At 66.3% G+C, this 17153-nt stretch carries 16 protein-coding genes; 7 read left to right on the forward strand and 9 right to left on the reverse strand.

The annotated features are described in order from the left end of the window. Positions 1–170: 170 nt before the first annotated feature. From ABT313_RS00165 to ABT313_RS00195, 7 genes are all read left to right on the forward strand, one after another. On the forward strand, positions 171–1160 hold the full coding sequence (locus ABT313_RS00165; protein WP_350846903.1) for a universal stress protein: 990 nt from the start codon (positions 171–173) through the stop codon (positions 1158–1160). Continuing rightward, complete coding sequence (gene aceE / locus ABT313_RS00170) at positions 1157–3910, forward strand: pyruvate dehydrogenase (acetyl-transferring), homodimeric type (protein ID WP_350846906.1); 2754 nt, start codon at positions 1157–1159, stop codon at positions 3908–3910. The genes ABT313_RS00165 and aceE overlap by 4 nt, the downstream gene beginning before the upstream one ends. 42 nt (positions 3911–3952) lie before the next feature. After that, positions 3953–4897, forward strand: coding sequence for an NAD-dependent epimerase/dehydratase family protein (locus ABT313_RS00175; RefSeq protein ID WP_350846909.1), 945 nt, complete (start codon positions 3953–3955; stop codon positions 4895–4897). A gap of 206 nt (positions 4898–5103) precedes the next feature. Continuing rightward, a complete protein-coding gene (locus ABT313_RS00180) occupies positions 5104–5535 on the forward strand; it encodes a DoxX family membrane protein (protein ID WP_350846911.1) in 432 nt (143 codons plus the stop codon). Positions 5536–5566: 31 nt separating this feature from the next. Then, positions 5567–6610: a slipin family protein gene (locus ABT313_RS00185; RefSeq protein WP_350846914.1), complete on the forward strand. Its 1044-nt coding sequence runs from the start codon at positions 5567–5569 to the stop codon at positions 6608–6610. A 105-nt stretch (positions 6611–6715) separates the two neighbouring features. Further along, complete coding sequence (locus ABT313_RS00190) at positions 6716–7060, forward strand: effector-associated constant component EACC1 (protein WP_350846917.1); 345 nt, start codon at positions 6716–6718, stop codon at positions 7058–7060. Further along, the gene (locus tag ABT313_RS00195) at positions 7050–8045 is read left to right on the forward strand and encodes a caspase family protein (RefSeq protein ID WP_350846920.1); all 996 of its coding nucleotides are present in this window, start codon (positions 7050–7052) and stop codon (positions 8043–8045) included. Before ABT313_RS00190 ends, ABT313_RS00195 begins: the two co-directional genes overlap by 11 nt. Before the next feature lie 300 nt (positions 8046–8345). On the opposite strand, the gene ABT313_RS00200 is transcribed toward ABT313_RS00195, so the two are convergent. From ABT313_RS00200 to ABT313_RS00240, 9 genes are all read right to left on the reverse strand, one after another. Further along, a complete protein-coding gene (locus ABT313_RS00200; RefSeq protein ID WP_350846923.1) occupies positions 8346–9362 on the reverse strand; it encodes a cytochrome c oxidase assembly protein in 1017 nt (338 codons plus the stop codon). Between the two features lie 90 nt (positions 9363–9452). Continuing rightward, entirely contained in the window at positions 9453–10241 is a 789-nt protein-coding gene (locus ABT313_RS00205; RefSeq protein WP_350846926.1) for a hypothetical protein, read from the reverse strand. 294 nt (positions 10242–10535) lie between these two features. Continuing rightward, entirely contained in the window at positions 10536–11609 is a 1074-nt protein-coding gene (locus tag ABT313_RS00210) for a TerC/Alx family metal homeostasis membrane protein (protein WP_350846929.1), read from the reverse strand. Positions 11610–11841: 232 nt separating this feature from the next. Further along, positions 11842–13254, reverse strand: coding sequence for a V-type ATP synthase subunit B (locus ABT313_RS00215; RefSeq protein ID WP_350846932.1), 1413 nt, complete (start codon positions 13252–13254; stop codon positions 11842–11844). After that, a complete protein-coding gene (locus ABT313_RS00220; protein ID WP_350846935.1) occupies positions 13251–14993 on the reverse strand; it encodes a V-type ATP synthase subunit A in 1743 nt (580 codons plus the stop codon). The genes ABT313_RS00215 and ABT313_RS00220 overlap by 4 nt, the downstream gene beginning before the upstream one ends. Next, positions 14990–15331, reverse strand: a complete 342-nt coding sequence (locus ABT313_RS00225; protein ID WP_350846938.1) for a V-type ATP synthase subunit F — start codon at positions 15329–15331, stop codon at positions 14990–14992. Before ABT313_RS00225 ends, ABT313_RS00220 begins: the two co-directional genes overlap by 4 nt. A 26-nt stretch (positions 15332–15357) precedes the next feature. Next, the gene (locus tag ABT313_RS00230; RefSeq protein WP_350846941.1) at positions 15358–16365 is read right to left on the reverse strand and encodes a V-type ATPase subunit; all 1008 of its coding nucleotides are present in this window, start codon (positions 16363–16365) and stop codon (positions 15358–15360) included. Then, positions 16362–16925, reverse strand: coding sequence for a hypothetical protein (locus ABT313_RS00235; protein WP_350846944.1), 564 nt, complete (start codon positions 16923–16925; stop codon positions 16362–16364). Before ABT313_RS00235 ends, ABT313_RS00230 begins: the two co-directional genes overlap by 4 nt. Continuing rightward, entirely contained in the window at positions 16925–17149 is a 225-nt protein-coding gene (locus tag ABT313_RS00240) for an ATP synthase subunit C-like protein (protein ID WP_350846947.1), read from the reverse strand. Before ABT313_RS00240 ends, ABT313_RS00235 begins: the two co-directional genes overlap by 1 nt. Positions 17150–17153 lie beyond the last annotated feature (4 nt).

Below are 17153 nucleotides of genomic sequence, written 5' to 3' on the forward strand. Positions count from 1 at the left end.
AGCCGGATGGACACAGTTTCTGGGCCATGTCCCAGTAGAGCATCGTTGCCGGAGGTCGGCCATAAGGGCCGTCACAGGTTCGCCGATCACTGCCCTACCTGTCTGACCACTGGAACGGCACAGTCGGAACCGCAGGGCACGGACAGCTGATGCGGAGCGACGAGATGATGATGACAACTACTGTGGACAAGCGGCTTCGGCGACCGGTTCTCGTCGGGGTCGACGGCTCGGTATCGGCGCGGGGAGCGCTCGCCTGGGCCACCGCAGAGGCAGCGTCGAGGCATTGTCCCCTGCGCATCGTCCACGCCTTCAGCTGGCCGATGATCGGCACCGCCTTGGACATGGGCTCCGTCGTGGACTCGAATCTCGGCCTCCAATCGGCTGCCGAATGGATCCTCGCCGAGGCGGAGGCATACGCGCGCGACATCGCCCCCGACGTCAAGGTCGTGGCCAGCCTGATCGTCGGTCCCGCTGCGCCGACGCTGCTGAGTGAGGCGCACGATGCCGACCTGATGGTTGTCGGCGGCCGGGGTGCGGGCGGCTTCCGCGGGCTTCTCGTGGGGTCGGTGAGCGCCACGGTGGCCGCGCACGCCTCGTGCCCGGTGGTGGTCGTTCACCCCCACGGAGACGGTACGGCGTTCCGCGCGTCGCCGGCGGGACGGATCGTGGTCGGCGTCGACGGGTCGGACATCTCGGCCGCGGCGATCCGGTTCGCCTTCCGGCAGGCGGCGCATCGCCGTATCGGCATCACCGCCGTACACGCCGAAATGCCGAACCGACAGAATCCGGCGCTGCGCGTTCCTCCCGAAATCGCCGACCAGGTCGAGCAGCAACTGTTCGCCGAAGCGATGGAGAGCAAACGTGTGCTCGTCCCGGGTATCGACGTACGCACGAAGATCGTCCACGACCACCCTGCGCAGGCTCTGATCGATGCATCGGCCGGCGCCGAGCTGGTCGTGGTCGGATCGCGCGGCCGCGGCGGGTTCGCCGGCATGCTGCTGGGATCGGTCAGCCAGGCGGTGCTGCAGCACGCCGCCTGCCCGGTCGCGATCGTTCGTCCACACCGGTCCCAACCCGTCGGGAAGTCGTCGCCTGCGCGACGGCCACGGCTGGCCGTCGCGGCGCCGGACGCCCTTTCGGACCTCAAGGAGCGGTCATGACACCGACACCGCAAGGGCTGCCGGAAAGCCTCGGCCTGCACAGCCAACTACTCGATCTGGACCCGTCCGAGACCCAGGAATGGCTGGAATCGCTCGACCAGGTCGTCGACCATGCCGGGCAGAACCGCGCCCGGTATCTGCTGCTCAGCATCCTGCAGCGGGCCCGTGACCGGCGCGTCGGTGTCGCAAACCTGCGCAGTACCGACTACATCAACACGATCGCTCCAGACGCCGAGCCCGAATTCCCGGGCGACGAGTACATCGAGCGGCGGATCCGGGCATACAACCGCTGGAACGCCGCAGTCATGGTCCATCGTGCGCAGCGGCCGGGTGTCGGGGTCGGCGGACATATCTCCACCTACGCCTCCGCCGCAGCGCTGTTCGAGGTCGGGTTCAACCACTTCTTCCGCGGCCACGACGCACCTGGCGGCGGCGATCAGATCTACTTCCAGGGACACGCCTCCCCCGGCATCTACGCGCGAGCATTCCTGGAGGGCCGGCTCAGCGGCGACCAGCTGGACGGATTCCGGCAGGAGTTCTCCCATGCCGGCCTCGGCGGCGGACTGCCGTCGTACCCGCATCCGCGGCTGATGCCGGACTTCTGGGAGTTCCCGACCGTGTCGATGGGGTTGGGGCCGCTCAACGCGATCTACCAGGCTCGTTTCAACCGCTACCTGTACCACCGCGGTCTCAAAGACACCAGCCGACAGCGGGTCTGGGCGTTCCTCGGCGACGGCGAGATGGACGAGCCTGAGGCCCTCGGCGCGATCGGCGTCGCCGCTCGCGAGGAGCTCGACAACCTCACCTTCGTGATCAACTGTAACCTCCAGCGTCTCGACGGTCCGGTTCGCGGGAACGGCAAGATCATCCAGGAACTGGAGTCGTACTTCCGCGGCGCCGGCTGGAACGTCATCAAGGTGATCTGGGGTCGCGAGTGGGACCCGTTGCTGGCCAATGACACCGACGGCGCACTGCTCAACCTGATGAACACCACGCCCGATGGGGACTTCCAGACCTACAAGGCCGAGTCCGGCGCGTTCGTCCGCGAGCACTTCTTCGGCCGCGACCCGCGCACCGCTGCGATGGTGGAGCATCTGCCCGACAACGAGATCTGGAATCTCAAACGCGGCGGACACGACTACCGAAAGTTGTACGCCGCATACCGGGCCGCGACCGAGCACACCGGACAGCCGACCGTGATCCTGGCCAAGACCATCAAGGGCTGGACCCTGGGTTCCCACTTCGAGGGACGCAACTCCACCCATCAGATGAAGAAGCTGACGCTCGACGATCTCAAGGGCTTCCGGGACCGGCTGTTCCTGGAGATTCCCGACTCGGCCCTGGACGCGGTGAAGCCGCCGTACTACCTGCCGCCGGCAGACTCACCGGAACTCGAGTATTTGCACGAGCGGCGCCGCGCATTGGGCGGTTACCTGCCTGCTCGCAGAGTCACCAGTGCGCCTCTCGCTCTCCCGGGAGAGGCCGCTTACGCGATCGCTCGACGCGGCTCGGGCCGGCAGCAGGTCGCCACCACGATGGCGTTCGTCCGCCTGCTCAAAGACCTGATCAAGGACCCGAACATGGGCTACCGGTTCGTGCCGATCATCCCCGACGAAGCCCGCACTTTCGGGCTGGACTCCCTGTTCCCGTCCAAGAAGATCTACTCCCCGCACGGACAGAACTACCTGTCCGTCGACCGCGAACAGATGCTCAGCTATCAGGAAGACATCCACGGCGTCCTCCTCCACGAGGGCATCACGGAGGCCGGATCCGCTGCGTCCTGGACGGCGGCCGGTACGTCGTACGCAACCCACGGCGAGCCGATGATCCCGCTCTACATCTTCTACTCGATGTTCGGGTTCCAGCGCACCGGCGACGAGCTGTGGGCCGCGGCAGATCAGATGACCAGAGGTTTCCTGCTCGGAGCTACGGCCGGCCGGACCACGCTCAACGGCGAGGGCCTGCAACACCAGGACGGCCATTCGTTGCTGCTGGCATCGACCAACCCCGCGTGCATTGCGTACGACGCCGCCTATGCCTTCGAGCTGGGCCACATCACCGCGGACGCGTTACGGCGGATGTACGGCGAACCGCGGCCCGGCGAGGACAAGAACGTCTTCTATTACCTCACCCTGTACAACGAACCGATCCCCCAACCAGCCGAGCCAGATGACGTCGACGTCGCGGGCATCCTCGCCGGAATGCACCGCTACTCCCCCGGTTCGGACGGAGACGGGCCGAAGGCGCAGATCCTTGCCTCCGGCATCGCCATGCCCGCAGCACTGGAGGCGCAGCGCCTCTTGCACAGCGATTGGAGCGTTCAGGCTGACGTCTGGTCGGTCACGTCGTGGACGCAACTGCGCCGAGACGCTCTCGCCGCGGAGGAATGGAACCTGTCTCACCCCGACCAGCCTCGCCACGTTCCGTACGTAACAGAGCGGCTCGGAGAGACCGAAGGCCCAGTCCTGGCGGTCTCGGACTGGATGCGCGCCGTTCCCGATCAGATCGCCCCGTTCGTCCGCAGGCCATGGGCGTCTCTCGGCACCGACGGATTCGGCCACTCCGACACTCGTGCAGCCCTACGCCGCCACTTCGAGGTCGACGCGCAGGCAATCGTCGCACGGACGCTGCAGCAGCTGGCCGATTGCGGCGAGGTGGACGAGTCGATCCCACAGTTGGCTAGAACGACATCCCTGGCTGGACAGGAGCAGTCAAACCCGACGTACGGCGGCGATGACACCCCACAATAACGCCCGGGCCGAGTACGGACGGCACCGCTTCCAGGAGAAACCATGCGCGTCTTCGTAGCCGGGGCAACCGGCGTCATCGGGCGCCGGCTGCTGCCACTGCTCATCTCCCAGGGCCATGAGGTGATCGGGCTGGCCCGCTCGAACAGCGCCGCTGTCGAGGTCGAGATGCTGGGAGCCGTGGTCGCCGAGGCCGATGCGCTGGACGCCGGCGCGCTGAGCCGCGTCGTCAAGGACGCTGCACCCGATGCGGTGGTCCACTTGCTCACTGCGATTCCGGCTAGAATCAATCCGCGGCGCATGAGCCGCGACTTCGCGCAGACCAACCGGCTCCGCACCGAAGGCACCCGAAATCTGCTGTACGCCGCAGAACAGGCCGGCGCCAAATGCATCATCACCGAAGGCCTGGCCTGCATCTACGAGCCGAGCACATGGGTCCCGGCCACCGAGGGCGCACCGTTATGGCGGAATCCACCCCACCAGTTCGCCCCGGTGCTGGCCGCCCTGCGGTCGCTCGAACAGCGCACCAGGCAGGCAGATGGGCTGGTACTGCGTCTCGGACAGCTTTACGGTCACGGCACGAGCTATGGCAGACATGGATCATTCGTCCGTCAGGTACAGGCCGGGAAGATGCCGATCATCGGCTCCGGTGACGGCACATTCTCCTTCACCCACGTCGCCGACGCCGCCTCGGCCATCGCAGTGGCGCTACACAGCCAAGTGCGCGGCGCACTGAACGTGGTCGATGACGAGCCTGCACGGGTGCGCGAGTGGCTGCCCATCCTGGCCGAAGTGCTAGCGGCTCCGCCACCCAAACATGTACCCGTAGCCCTCGCCAGATTGACCGCCGGCGCCTGGGGTGTCGCCTTGATGACCCGGTTGCGCGGCGCTGACAACGTCCTCGCTCGGCGCGTCCTCGACTGGGCACCTCGCTACACCTCATGGCGACAGGGATTCGCAGCCGAATTGATCCACGCCGCGCATCCCTGATCCGAACCGCGACGACCACGAAAGACGCGCCTCGCCCTTGACGCACCCGCACAGGGGTTCGTTGGACCTGCCAACGTTCCGACGGTTCCACATGTTGCCGATCATCGGCAACCACAGGGGTTCCAAGTCGGCCGACCAGAGGCCGTGTTAGTCCGTCGCCGCCGGACGAGCATGGAAGTACGTGGACGCTCTGGAAGGAGCAGATCATGAGCACTGAGGGGCACACCGCCCGCAAACCAAGCCGGGAGACGATGTCCGACCCGGCATACCAGGCATTCCTGGTCCTGCGAACCGTCTTCACTGTGGCCCCGATCGCCTTCGGCCTGGACAAGTTCGCCAACTTGCTCACCGACTGGCCCTCCTACCTCGCGCCATGGATCAACGACATCGTCCCCGGCTCCGGCCAGGACGCGATGTACGTCATCGGGGTTATCGAGATCGTCGCCGGCATCGCCGTCGCCCTGATCCCGCGCTACGGCGCCCTGCTGGTCGCCGCCTGGCTCGCGGGCATCATCCTCAACCTGCTCACGCTGTCAGGTTTCTACGACGTCGCCCTGCGCGACTTCGGCCTTCTCGTAGCCGCTCTCGCACTGGCCCGCCTCTCCACCAAATACGCGCCCGCACGGCGCAGCTCCTGACACCGACCCGGATGCCCCAACGGAGAAAGAAATGATCATCTTCTATCTACTGCTCATAGCGATCACTGTCGGCCTGATCGGAGCGTCAGCCTGCATCCGCGTGGTCAGGCAGTACGAGAGAGGCGTCGTATTCCGGTTCGGCCGGGTACAACCGGCGATCCGGCCACCCGGTCTTGCCTTGCTGGTGCCGATCGCGGATCGCCTACAGAAGGTCAACCTGCAGATCATCACGATGCCGGTCCCCGCGCAGGACGGCATCACCCGCGACAACGTGACGGTTCGCGTCGACGCAGTCGTCTACTTCAACGTCATCGACCCGGTCCGAGCCGCAGTCGATGTCGAGGACTACGTGTCGGCCATCGGCCAGGTCGCACAGACATCGCTTCGCTCGATCATCGGCAAGAGCGATCTGGACGACCTGCTGTCCAACCGCGAACGCCTCAACCAGGGTATGGAGCTGATGATCGACAGCCCAGCACTCGACTGGGGTGTGCACATCGAACGGGTCGAGATCAAGGACGTCGCCCTGCCGGAGACGATGAAGCGATCCATGTCGCGCCAAGCCGAGGCCGAACGCGAGCGTCGGGCCCGCATCATCACTGCGGACGGCGAACTGCAGGCGTCGGAGAAACTCGGCCAGGCCGCCGAGGTCATGACACAACACCCAGCCGCACTGCAGCTGCGCCTGCTTCAGACGGTCGTCGAGGTCGCTGCCGAAAAGAACTCCACCCTCGTGCTGCCCTTCCCCGTCGAGCTGCTCCGGTTTCTCGAACGCTCAACGCCGTCAGAAACCACCAAGGCAACGGATACCGAAGTTGCCGGGACTCGGGACCCAGTACGAGACGCCGCGGTAGCGGGCGCGGCTGATGCACCGAAGGTGCAGGAACTGGAGCACTCCGACTCGGGCGCCAGCCCGGTCCCACTCGGCCGCGTGCGCACGCCCCAAGTGTTGGCCACCAAGGCGCACGTCGCGGCCCCTGCGACGGCGACTACCCCACCGGGAACGGCCGGGCCGATACAACATCGGTGGGGCGGTGCCCACGCGGGCTGTGCGGACCCGGCATGGCAGCCGTGACGAAGCATGAGGTCGCGGACAACATGGGCCCCTGACCTCTCAATCGGGCGTGCGCCTCTCAACTGGCACAATGTCTCGCTCCAACTGAGGTTAGGGACGGTGGGAATGGGCGCTCGGATTCGCATCACGGACGGAAGCAGCGATGACCTGATCGCGTTGCACGATTGGCTGCGCAACGAAGACGAGTTTCGCGGGCGAGTCGGGATCGAAGCCGCTCCCATCGGTGACACCGAGCTCGGAGCGGGACCGGACCTGTTGACCGTGGCATTCGGTGCGGGCGGCGCCGGTACAGTCCTTGCGTCATCGCTGATCGCCTGGCTGAACACGCGACGGACGAGTGCAAAGATCACCGTCGAGTCGGGTCGCAGGTCGGTCACGCTGGAAATTCAGACCGCCCGCGATGTGAGGCCAATCCTCGAAGAGATCCTCCGCTCCAGCGATGCGCGCTGACCACAACGGCGGCTCTCGTGCCGTACTGATCGGTGTTTCAGAGTATGACCACGCCGAGTTCACGCCGATCCGTTCAGCCCGGAACAGCCTTGCAGCCATGGAAGCAATGCTCCGGGATCCGGCGCTGTGCGGCTGGTCCCGGGACCAGCTCACAGTCATCTCCAACCCACGATCGGCATCCGATCTCGGCATAGAGTTGACCGAACTCGCCAGGAACACGACAGGCGTCTTCCTGCTGTACTACGTCGGCCACGGCAAGATCACCGACCGCGCGGATCTCTGTCTCACAGTGAGTTCGACCCACCCTGCACACCCGCAGCTCAGCGGGCTGAGGTGGGACACCGTCAGGCACGCCTTCCTCAATTCCGGCGCTCGGGTACGCGTCGCGATCCTGGATTGCTGCTTCGCCGGGCGAGCGATCGAAGCCCTCGGCGGAGACGGCGGCCACACCCTCGCCGACCTCGCCGACATTCGTGGCTCCTACATCCTCACTGCAGCAAGGAGTAACGACGCCGCTCATGTCCCGCCCCCTGCGGAACAGGAGCACGCGTGCACGTCCTTCACCGGTGAGTTCCGCGACCTGGTCCGTGCGGGTATCGCCGGTAAGCCCGACTGGCTCACATTCTCAGACATCTACCCCGAGTTGCGGACACGGCTTAGGGCCAGGGGCCTGCCCGCGCCAGAGCGGCGTGGTACGGACACGGCAGACCTCTATCGGTTCGCCGCCAACGCTGCAACTAGACGTACGACGTCCTCAGTCGGCGCATCTCAGCACGCGAGTATCGTCGTCGACCCGGCGCGGCTGGCACGCGCCGTGCAACTGACTGTTGAGCTCCAAGAGGCCGTGGACAAGGTCCAGGCAAACCTGGCGAGGGCTCGCGCTGCCGGCGAAACAGACCGGGTCCTCGACCTGGAGAAGGAACTCGCAGGCCGCCAGGCACTCTTGGCACAAGCCCACAAGAGTCTCAGAGCGCTCGACGGCTGACCAAGTGACTGCAGGTCCGCGCCGAGTCGGGTCTTTGCTAGTCCTTGTCAGGTCGTTGACGCGCTTGTTGAGAGTTGTTGACGTTCCTCAACAGCGGCGGCCGCCGGCTGGAGACCAGAAACGTCCTTGTCTAGCGTCGATGCGAGGCCCAACTGACCACGCGCGAACTCGGGCCGAGTGGATGCCGGGCGGCGGGCGTTGAGGGGCGCCTGTCGCCGGCATCCCCCAAATGAAAGTGGTGGAATCACGCTTCGATCGAGGGACGTGAACCGTCAGACCTCGCCGGCGTCGCGGGCGAGACTACCGACTCCTGTCCCCGTCGCTGCCCCGTTCGGCAGCGAGCCGCTGGAGCATGCGGTTGTAAGCCGCGTACGCATCATCGCTGTCTGGATCGAGGGGCCGTGCGGGGTCCGCACCGACCTCGGTCGCAATCACGTTGCTCCGTACCGCGTCCAGCCAACGCCCCGTCATTCGCTCACGCTTGCTGGGCGAGGTCACAACGCTGATCATCAGCCCGACGGCAGCGAACATCATCAGCCCGTCCCCTACGGCCCACATGAGTCCGCCGGCAGTATGAACGTCGGACAAGGCAGGCGGCGCCCACGACGGGTGGTGCTCCGCCATCATCGGGAACGGATCCGCGGTGTCCTGCAGCAGGACGATGCCGACGACAGTGTCCGGCACCATCGCCAGCAGGAACAGCACCAGCCGCAGCAGGTACCCCAGGTCCGACCGGATCGGTTCCTCCCCCAGAAGGGGCAGGAACAAGAGGCAGCCGGAGACGACATACAAGACCTGCTCGGCCGGCATCAGCCACGGATGCATCGCCATTTGGTCCATGAAACCGGTCAGGTGCGTCCCGACGATCACCACCGTGTAGACGACCAGGCCGCTCGCGGGATGAACCAGGACCCCGACCGCGCGCGAGGCCACCAGCGATCGCGCCCGGGACTGCCGGCCCGGCGAAAGGGACTCGAGCGCAACGGTGATCGGGTGCCCGAGCACGAGGAGTGCCGGCACGACCATGATCAGCAGCAGATGGAGCACCATGTGCATCCAGAAGAGATCCATCGCATAGCGACCGATCCCGGAAGCCACGGAGACCCACAACAGTGCGCACCCGAGAACGAAGGACCCCGCCCGCCACGGGTGAACCGTCGACCGGCTTCGGCTGCGCACCCGCAGAACGCCGTACCCGACCGCAAGCAAGAGGACAACCGCGAGCCAGCCCGGCACAAGCCTCCAACTACCCACGAAGGACGTCCAGTCCAATGGCTGCATCGCACTCGGATCAGACATCGACCTCGCCATCCACATCTGCGTAACTTGCGCGCTGCAAGCATTGCATAGTGCAATCCACGACCCGCACCGGGTCAGACACCACCGCGTCCCGAGTCTGCGATCCGATCAGAGCAGGGGCTCGAGGCGTAGTTGCCGCACCCTCTCACGAAACAGCCGGACGGACTCGGATCGGACGACGATCTGACCGATCGAGAGCAGCTCGAAGACCGCTGGGCTTCGTCCGCGGATCCTCATCCACCGCCCCGAGTCGGTTAGATCCCTGTACTTCGAGTCAATGTCACTCCAGGTCAGGTGCGCGCCGCCGAACTGATTGACGAAGTCGCTCACGAGTCTCTCGCGACTGATCCAGCGGCCATCGGAGACAATGCATGGCGATGCCATGAACTGCTTGAGCTTGTATCGCCGATAGCAACTCGCTGGCGCCAACGGGACTTTGCTCTGGTCGATAAGACCGGACAGAATGCCGCCTTTGAGGCCAAACCCGAGAGATTGACCGACGGGTATCCGTTCTGCGTCGTCAGCGACCGGGACAGGAAGTTCGTCCGATGGGGCCTGCGGCGCCCTCCGCAGCGCGACGGGCATCCACAGGTGCATACCTGGTACCGCGAGACCTGCCGATTGTGCGTAGACGACCTGGGGAAGCATTGGCTCCGGAACGAGCGATCGCAGGTCTGGTGCGACAACGGTGAGCCCAGGCCTGGCGCCAGCGGGCCACACCTTTCCCCAAGCCCGGCTCAACTCGTTGTGTACCAGCAAAACCCGCAGCCCGGCTGCATGTTGGTAAACCGCCGAAGGAAGCGCTCCTGGTCCCCAATCATCCTCGATGACCTGCAGATAGTGGTCGACCAGCTGGATCGCGCGTGATTCCGGCTCCGTCAAGGACATCTCAGTCATCCGTCAGCTCCAAGCGTCATGCTGTTGCGGTCAGGGAGTGCCACTAGACGAACGTTCCTACTCCCTGCACAAGCAGGCCGACCACGGTCGGGCCCAAGCCGAACACGGCCAGCGGAACATTTCCCACAACCAGAGCATCTGACGTCACCGGACGGAGCGCAGGGGGCATCGTGCCGACCCCGTGGGCGTCGTTTGCAACACCCCACGCCATCGCCCCCTCCAACGTGACGACGTCACTAACTCAATTATCAGTAGACGCCACGGCAGGGCGAACGGCAGGCATACACGCCTGCTTCACGGGGATGACATCGGTGGAGGTGGCTTGTCATCGGGACGTCGCTCGTACGTCGTCCGCCGTCGTACGTCGCGCTGGACAAGGTAGCTGACGACCAAGAGGACGAGAGCCACACCGATTTCGAACCCATCGATCGCGCCGCTCGTCACCGTTGCTGCGAGCAGGACGAGTACCAGAGCGACCAGGACGAGAATCCCGGAAATCAGTGACAGACGGCGCTTCGCCATACCGTTCAGGTGCCCACCGTTCCCGGGGAGATGTACGCGCGCCGGCCACGCGGTCGCCCCCGCTGCGCTCGGGTCGTGATGACTGCCGCGGGAATTGTTGGTGAGGTGCTCGGCCTGTACGGCGGGGACCTTGACGCTGACCAGCGAAGTAATGACGGTAACGATCAGGAGGCCGGCGATCACGGTCAACGACAGACGCGTACTGATCTCGGGGACATGTACGGGCTCGGCGCCGTTGACGAAGGGGAGGTTGTTCTCGTGCAGCGCATGCAGGATGAGCTTGATCCCGATGAAGCCGAGGATCGCGGCGAGGCCATAGGACAGGTAGATGAGACGGTCCAGAAGTCCGTCGATGAGGAAATAGAGCTGCCGCAGCCCCAGCAGGGAGAACGCGGTGGCGGTAAACACGATGAAGACACTTTGGGTCAGCCCGAAGATCGCCGGGATGGAGTCCAGCGCGAACAGGACGTCGGTGCCGCCGATGGTCACCATGACCAGCAGCATCGGAGTCATCACCCGGCGACCCTGGTCGATGGTGAACAGCCTGTCGCCGTCGTAGGTTGCGGAGCTCCGCAGGAGCCTCTTGGCGAGGCGGACGACGACGTTGTTCGCCGAGCGGGCCGTCGCGGTCCCGGGTTTGAGCATCTGGCCGGCGGTGACCAGCAGGACAAGCCCGAAGATGTAAAACACGAAGGCATAGGAGTTGACGAGCGCAGCACCCAGGAGGATGAAGGCGGTGCGGGCGAGGAGAGACAAGACGATGCCGAAGAGTAGGGCCTTCTGCTGGTCGGCGCGCGGCACTTTGAAACTGGCCATGATGATGACGAACACGAAGAGGTTGTCCACCGACAGCGCCTTCTCCGTGATGTAGCTGACGAAGTATTCGCTGCCCAGTGTCGCGCCAGGAGCCAGACGCCGGCACCGAACAAGACGGCGATGCCTACGTAGATGGCGGACCAGATTGCGGCCTCGCCCAGGGACGGATCATGCGCGGTGCGCACATGGAAGAGGAAGTCGAACAGGAGCAGGGAAAGAATCGCGACGACGGCCAGGGCCCAGACAAGCAACGGAACGTCCATCAACCATCGGTCGCCGTCTCGGTCGGCTCACGGTGGTAACGCGCCAGCAGTTCAGCGCTGACGCGCTTCAACTCGGCTGCCTGGAAGGGCGACAGCAGCTGCCAGCCCACCTCGAGTGTGTCGGTCAAAGTACGGCGGTCGGGGCCTTGGTCGAGGTATGTGCGCTCAAAGGCCGCGGCGAAGGTGAGATAGCGCCGGTCTTCCGGAGGTAGGCCGCTCTCGCCGACGATCGACATCAGCCGGCGGACCTCGCGGCCGCGTGCGTAGCAGGCGTACAGCTGATCGGCCAGGGCACGGTGGTCGTCGCGGGTCTTGCCGGAGCCGATGCCGGCGTTCATGAGGCGCGACAGCGAAGGCAGTACATCGATCGGCGGTTGCACGCCTTGCCGGTCGAGCTCCCGCGACAGCACGATCTGGCCTTCGGTGATGTAGCCGGTGAGGTCGGGGATCGGGTGGGTGATGTCGTCATCGGGCATGGTGAGGATCATCAACTGGGTAAGGGACCCAGTGCCGCCGCGGACCCGGCCGGCCCGCTCGTACAGCGAGGCCAGGTCGGTGTACATGTACCCGGGGTAACCGCGGCGGCCCGGCATCTCCTCGCGGGCGGCGGAGATCTCGCGCAGCGCTTCGCAGTACGCCGTCATGTCGGTCATCACGACCAGGACGTGCCGACGCTGTTCGAAGGCGAGGTATTCGGCCATGGTCAGCGCGACCCGCGGCGTCAGCAATCGCTCGATGGTCGGATCGTCGGCAAGGTTGAGCAAGAGGACGCTACGCGCGGCGGCGCCACCGGTGAGGAATTCGGTGCGGAAGAACTCCGCCTCCCTGCGGGTGACTCCCATGGCCGCGAAGATGACGACGACTTCGGTGTCGTCGCCGGGCACTCGCGCCTGCGCCGCGATCCGTGCAGCGAGGCCGTTCGCGGGCAATCCGGCGCCGGAGAAGATCGGCAGCTTCTGGCCTCGGACGAGGGTACAGAGCCCGTCGATCGCCGAGACGCCGGTTTCGATGAACTGGTCGGGGTGCGCGCGGGTGATCGGGTTGAGCGGCAGACCATTGACATGGCGGTACTCGTCCGGGACGGGTTGTGGGCCGTCGTCGCGCGGCCTGCCGGCCCCGTCGAGGACGCGCCCGAAGTAGTCGGCGCCGACACCGGTCCTGGTGGCACGGCCGCGGGTGAGTACGGAGGTTTCGCGGCGTCCGATACCTACAGTTCCGCCGAAGACCTGGACAACGGCCAGTGATTCGTCGAGCTCGAGCACCTGGCCTTCCCGGATCGAGCCATCGCCGGTGTCGACCTCGACCAGTTCGCCGTAGCCGACGCCGTCCATCCCGTCCACGACGATGAGCGGCCCGGCCACCCGGGTCACGGTGCGGTGCCCAACGGTATAGGGGGCTTGGGTCGTGGTCACAGTGAGCTCATTTCATCAGCGATCTCCCGGCTCAACCGGGTCGCAGAGTCTTCGACGTTCTCAGGGAGCCATCGGCGCATCGCGCCGAGCTTCGTCAGCACGCTCGCCGAGGTGATCTCGGTGACCGCGACGCCGCGCTGATGCGCTGAGGTCATGGCGGCGCCGGCCTGGTGGACGACGCGCAGCATCGCCGCCAGCCGCGCCGGCGGACAGGATGCGTCGAGGTCGTCGAACGAGGACTGTTGGAGCAGGTCTTCTCGCAAGGCTTGCCCGATCCGCAGCGTGATCCGTTGCTCGGCGGCCAGCGCTTCGACGCCGAGCAACGATACGACCTCCTGCAGTGCGCCTTCGTCCTGCAGGGTCGACGCCGCCCAGCCCCGCAACGGCGACCAGTCCGGACCGATCTCCCGGTCGAACCATTCGTCGAGGCTGTACTGCGAGAAACTGCGCAGCCAGTTCACGGCCGGGAAGTGACGTTGCCGGGACAATGCGGTATCGAGTGCCCAGAAGCAACCCGCGAGCCGGAGGCTGTTCTGGGTGATGGGCTCGGAGAAATCGCCGCCGGCCGGTGAGACGGCGCCGACGATCGTCACCGACCCCGTGCGCTCTGGCGTACCGAGACATCGGACCGCGCCGGCGCGCTCGTAGAACCCGGCCAATCGCGTGGCCAGGTAGGCGGGGTATCCGTCCTCGGCGGGCATCTCCTCCAGCCGGCTCGACACCTCACGCAGCGCCTCGCCCCACCGGCTGGTGGAGTCGGCCATCATGGCGACGTCGTACCCCTGGTCGCGGTAGTACTCCGCGATAGTGATTCCGCTGTAGATGCTGGCTTCGCGGGCCGCGACCGGCATGTTGGACGTGTTCGCGATCAGCACGGTGCGTTCCATCAGTGGAGCGCCGCTGCGCGGATCGGTCAGATCGGGGAACTCCTCCAGTACTTCGGTCAGTTCGTTGCCGCGCTCGCCGCAGCCGACGTAGATGACGATGTCGGCGGTCGACAACTTCGCCAACGCCTGTTCCAGCACGGTTTTTCCGGTCCCGAAGCCGCCTGGGATGATGGCGCTTCCGCCGCGGGCGACCGGGAAGAGCAGGTCGAGGACGCGCTGACCGGTGATCAGCGGCACGGTGAGCGGCAGCCGGTTCGCGACCGGGCGGGCACGACGTAATGGCCACCGTCGCATCATCGCCACCGGCTGTCCGTCGACGTCGACGACATGATCGAGAACAGTGGCCGGCCCGGGACGGGCCGCGGTGACCACCCCGTTGATGCCTTCGGGTACAAGGATGCGGTGCTCGATCGCGCGTCCCTCGGAGACCGTTCCGAGGATGTCACCAGGTCCGACCCGGTCGCCGGGCTCGACCACGGGCCGGAAGTCCCAGCGAAGATCGCGGTCCAGGCGTGGCGGGTCGGCGCCCTTGGCGATATACAGGTCGCCGCTCGTGCTGAGGTTCTGCAGCGGTCGTTGGGTGCCGTCGAGGATCGAGCCCAGGAGTCCTGGGCCGAGTTCGGCGTACAGCGGTTCGCCGGTCGCCTCGACCGGTTCGCCGACACGTAGGCCGGTGGTGTCTTCGAAGACCTGCGTGACTACGACTTCGCCGTCGATCTTGATGACCTCGCCCAGCAGTCGTTCGGCGCCGACCCGCACCACGTCGAACAGGCGGGCTCGGGGCAGCCCGGTCGCACTGATCACCGGACCGGAGACCCGCGCCACCCTTCCGGTGTCGATGATTGTGGTCACGTGGTACCTCCGCTCGGCGTGAAGGTGATCTGGTAGCCGACCGCAAGGGCCAGCAGGTCGCGGAGCGCCGCGTCCTTGGCTGCGGAGACATCGCCGTCCTCGTCGGGGAGGCTCAGGATGAGCGGCCTGGCCTGCTTGGCCCAGCCGGCGCGAACCTGTCCTCCGACCGCCGACCAAAGCGCGCCGTGAACCGCGACGACCGCGGCCCGGCCATCCGCGATCGCTTCGGTGACCGCGGCAACGGTCTCGTCGGCGTTGACGGCAGTGATCGTCCGCGCGCCGGCCAGGAGAAACCCGATGGCGGTCATGGGGGTGGCGATGACAAGTGCGTCGGTCACGGTTGGGTCCTTCCGATCGGTGTCACTCATGGGACGAGCAGATCTCGGACGTGGTACGCCGGGCCGAGGCCGGTGAGCAGCAGCCGGACGGCCCGCGCCTCGCATTCGGCGGCCAGCACGTAGCCGACGGGAATGTCCGCACCGAGAGGATCGCCGCGTCGCAGCCCTCGCACGGCCTGGCGCCAGACGGCGACGTCCAGCTCCCCTTCGAGCACAGCGTGGTCCTTGTCCCGAAGGTGCCGTTCAAGCGGGCCCCGCCATTCGGGACGGGTTGCCACTGCCGCCTGCGGATCTCCTTGCCGGGCAGCCATCAGCGCCGATTCGGCAACCAGGCCCGCAGGGAGAAGTCGCGGCGGCTCGGCCGCCGGGTCGCGCAGTACGGCGAGCAGGTTGGCCCGGTCGCACTCGGCCAGAATCAGGTCCAGAACGGGCCGGGCCGGCCGGCCGACCCATTCCAGCCGGTCGAGCCAGCCGTCGATCGCAGCGCTCGCGACCGCGGTCTCGAACTCGTCGGGGTCACCGTGCAACTCGTACTGCTCCCAGGCTGTCGGCAGCACCCGGGCAGTCAGCGTGTCCGGGAGCTGATTCGACGTCAACCGCAGGACCGCGGCTGCGCCATCAGGCGCTGCGGCGATATCGGCAGCGGTCGCCTGGTCGATCGCGCCGACACCCATCACGGCGGTAAGCCGAACGGAGGCGGCCTGTCCGGTGCGCGCGCCGCGCATCAGCGCCAGTGCGTCTTGCAAGTCGTGCCGGGCCAGCAATACCGCGACGGCGATGCCGGCAATCCCGCCGTACAGCCCGCGTACTCCGCGCAGCAGGTCACGCTGTCGGCGCCCGACCGCGTCCAGGAGTTGCCGTTCGCCTGGGTGGTCGCGGTTGAGGTACGGCCGGTACGTCGACGCTGCGAGGCGTTCGACAACCGTCTCGCGGGAGAGGCCGGCGAGCTGGTCGTACTCGGCGGGACCGAGCAGCGCGGGTAGCCGCGCCCGCAGTCGCGTGTTGCCGGCGATGAAGTCGGGTCGGGGTGTCATGAGTCCTCGTCCCAATCGCGGCTCAGTTCGGCCCGGAGCTGCGGCCAGGTGTTCGCCAGCCGAGTGAGGTAGGTGTTGTCGATGTAGCGGCCCTGGTCGTCTTCGGCGATGACGCCACCGTCTTCGAGGTCGGCAACGATCGGGACCGTTCCTTCGGTTCCGAGCGCCGCTGCGTCGGCTGGGTGGACATGAACACTGGTGGCCTTCGGCATCGCCGTGACGGCTTCCTCCGCGCAAGCTGCCGCCAGTCTCTGGCCTTCCACGCTGCCCGGCAGCGCGAGCAATTGCTCGCGCACGTCGGTGTAGACAGCTTCCAAAGCCTTGTCCCGCGCCGTTCGAACGGACCGACGCGCCGTGAACCGCGCGGCGATCAACAGCTCCTGTGCCTCCTCGTGTGCAGCGGCTTCGGCTGCTGTCACGACGCCCTGGTGGATCCCAGCGGCTCGCTCCTGTGCAGCGGCGATGAGCTGAGCCGCTTGCCGGCGCCTGTCTCGCTGAGCCTCCTCGTGCTCGGCCGCGCCTTCCTCTTCCAGTGCGGTGAGCAGGTCGCGCAGTGCCATCACTTGCCGCCGAGCAGCAGGATGATCATCGCGGCGACGGCGAACCCGAGGATGACGAGCGTCTCCGGGATCGCCACCAGCAGGATCGCGCGGCCGGTCAGTTCAGGCTTCTCGGCCACCGCGCCCATGGCTGCGGCCCCGATCCGTGCCTGAGCGTATCCGGTGGCCAGGGCGGCGAGTCCGACAGCGAGACCGGCGCCGAGGGCAATCAGTCCGAGTTCCATGATG

It is taken from the genome of Kribbella sp. NPDC000426, from assembly GCF_040300265.1.
Classification (GTDB): domain Bacteria; phylum Actinomycetota; class Actinomycetes; order Propionibacteriales; family Kribbellaceae; genus Kribbella.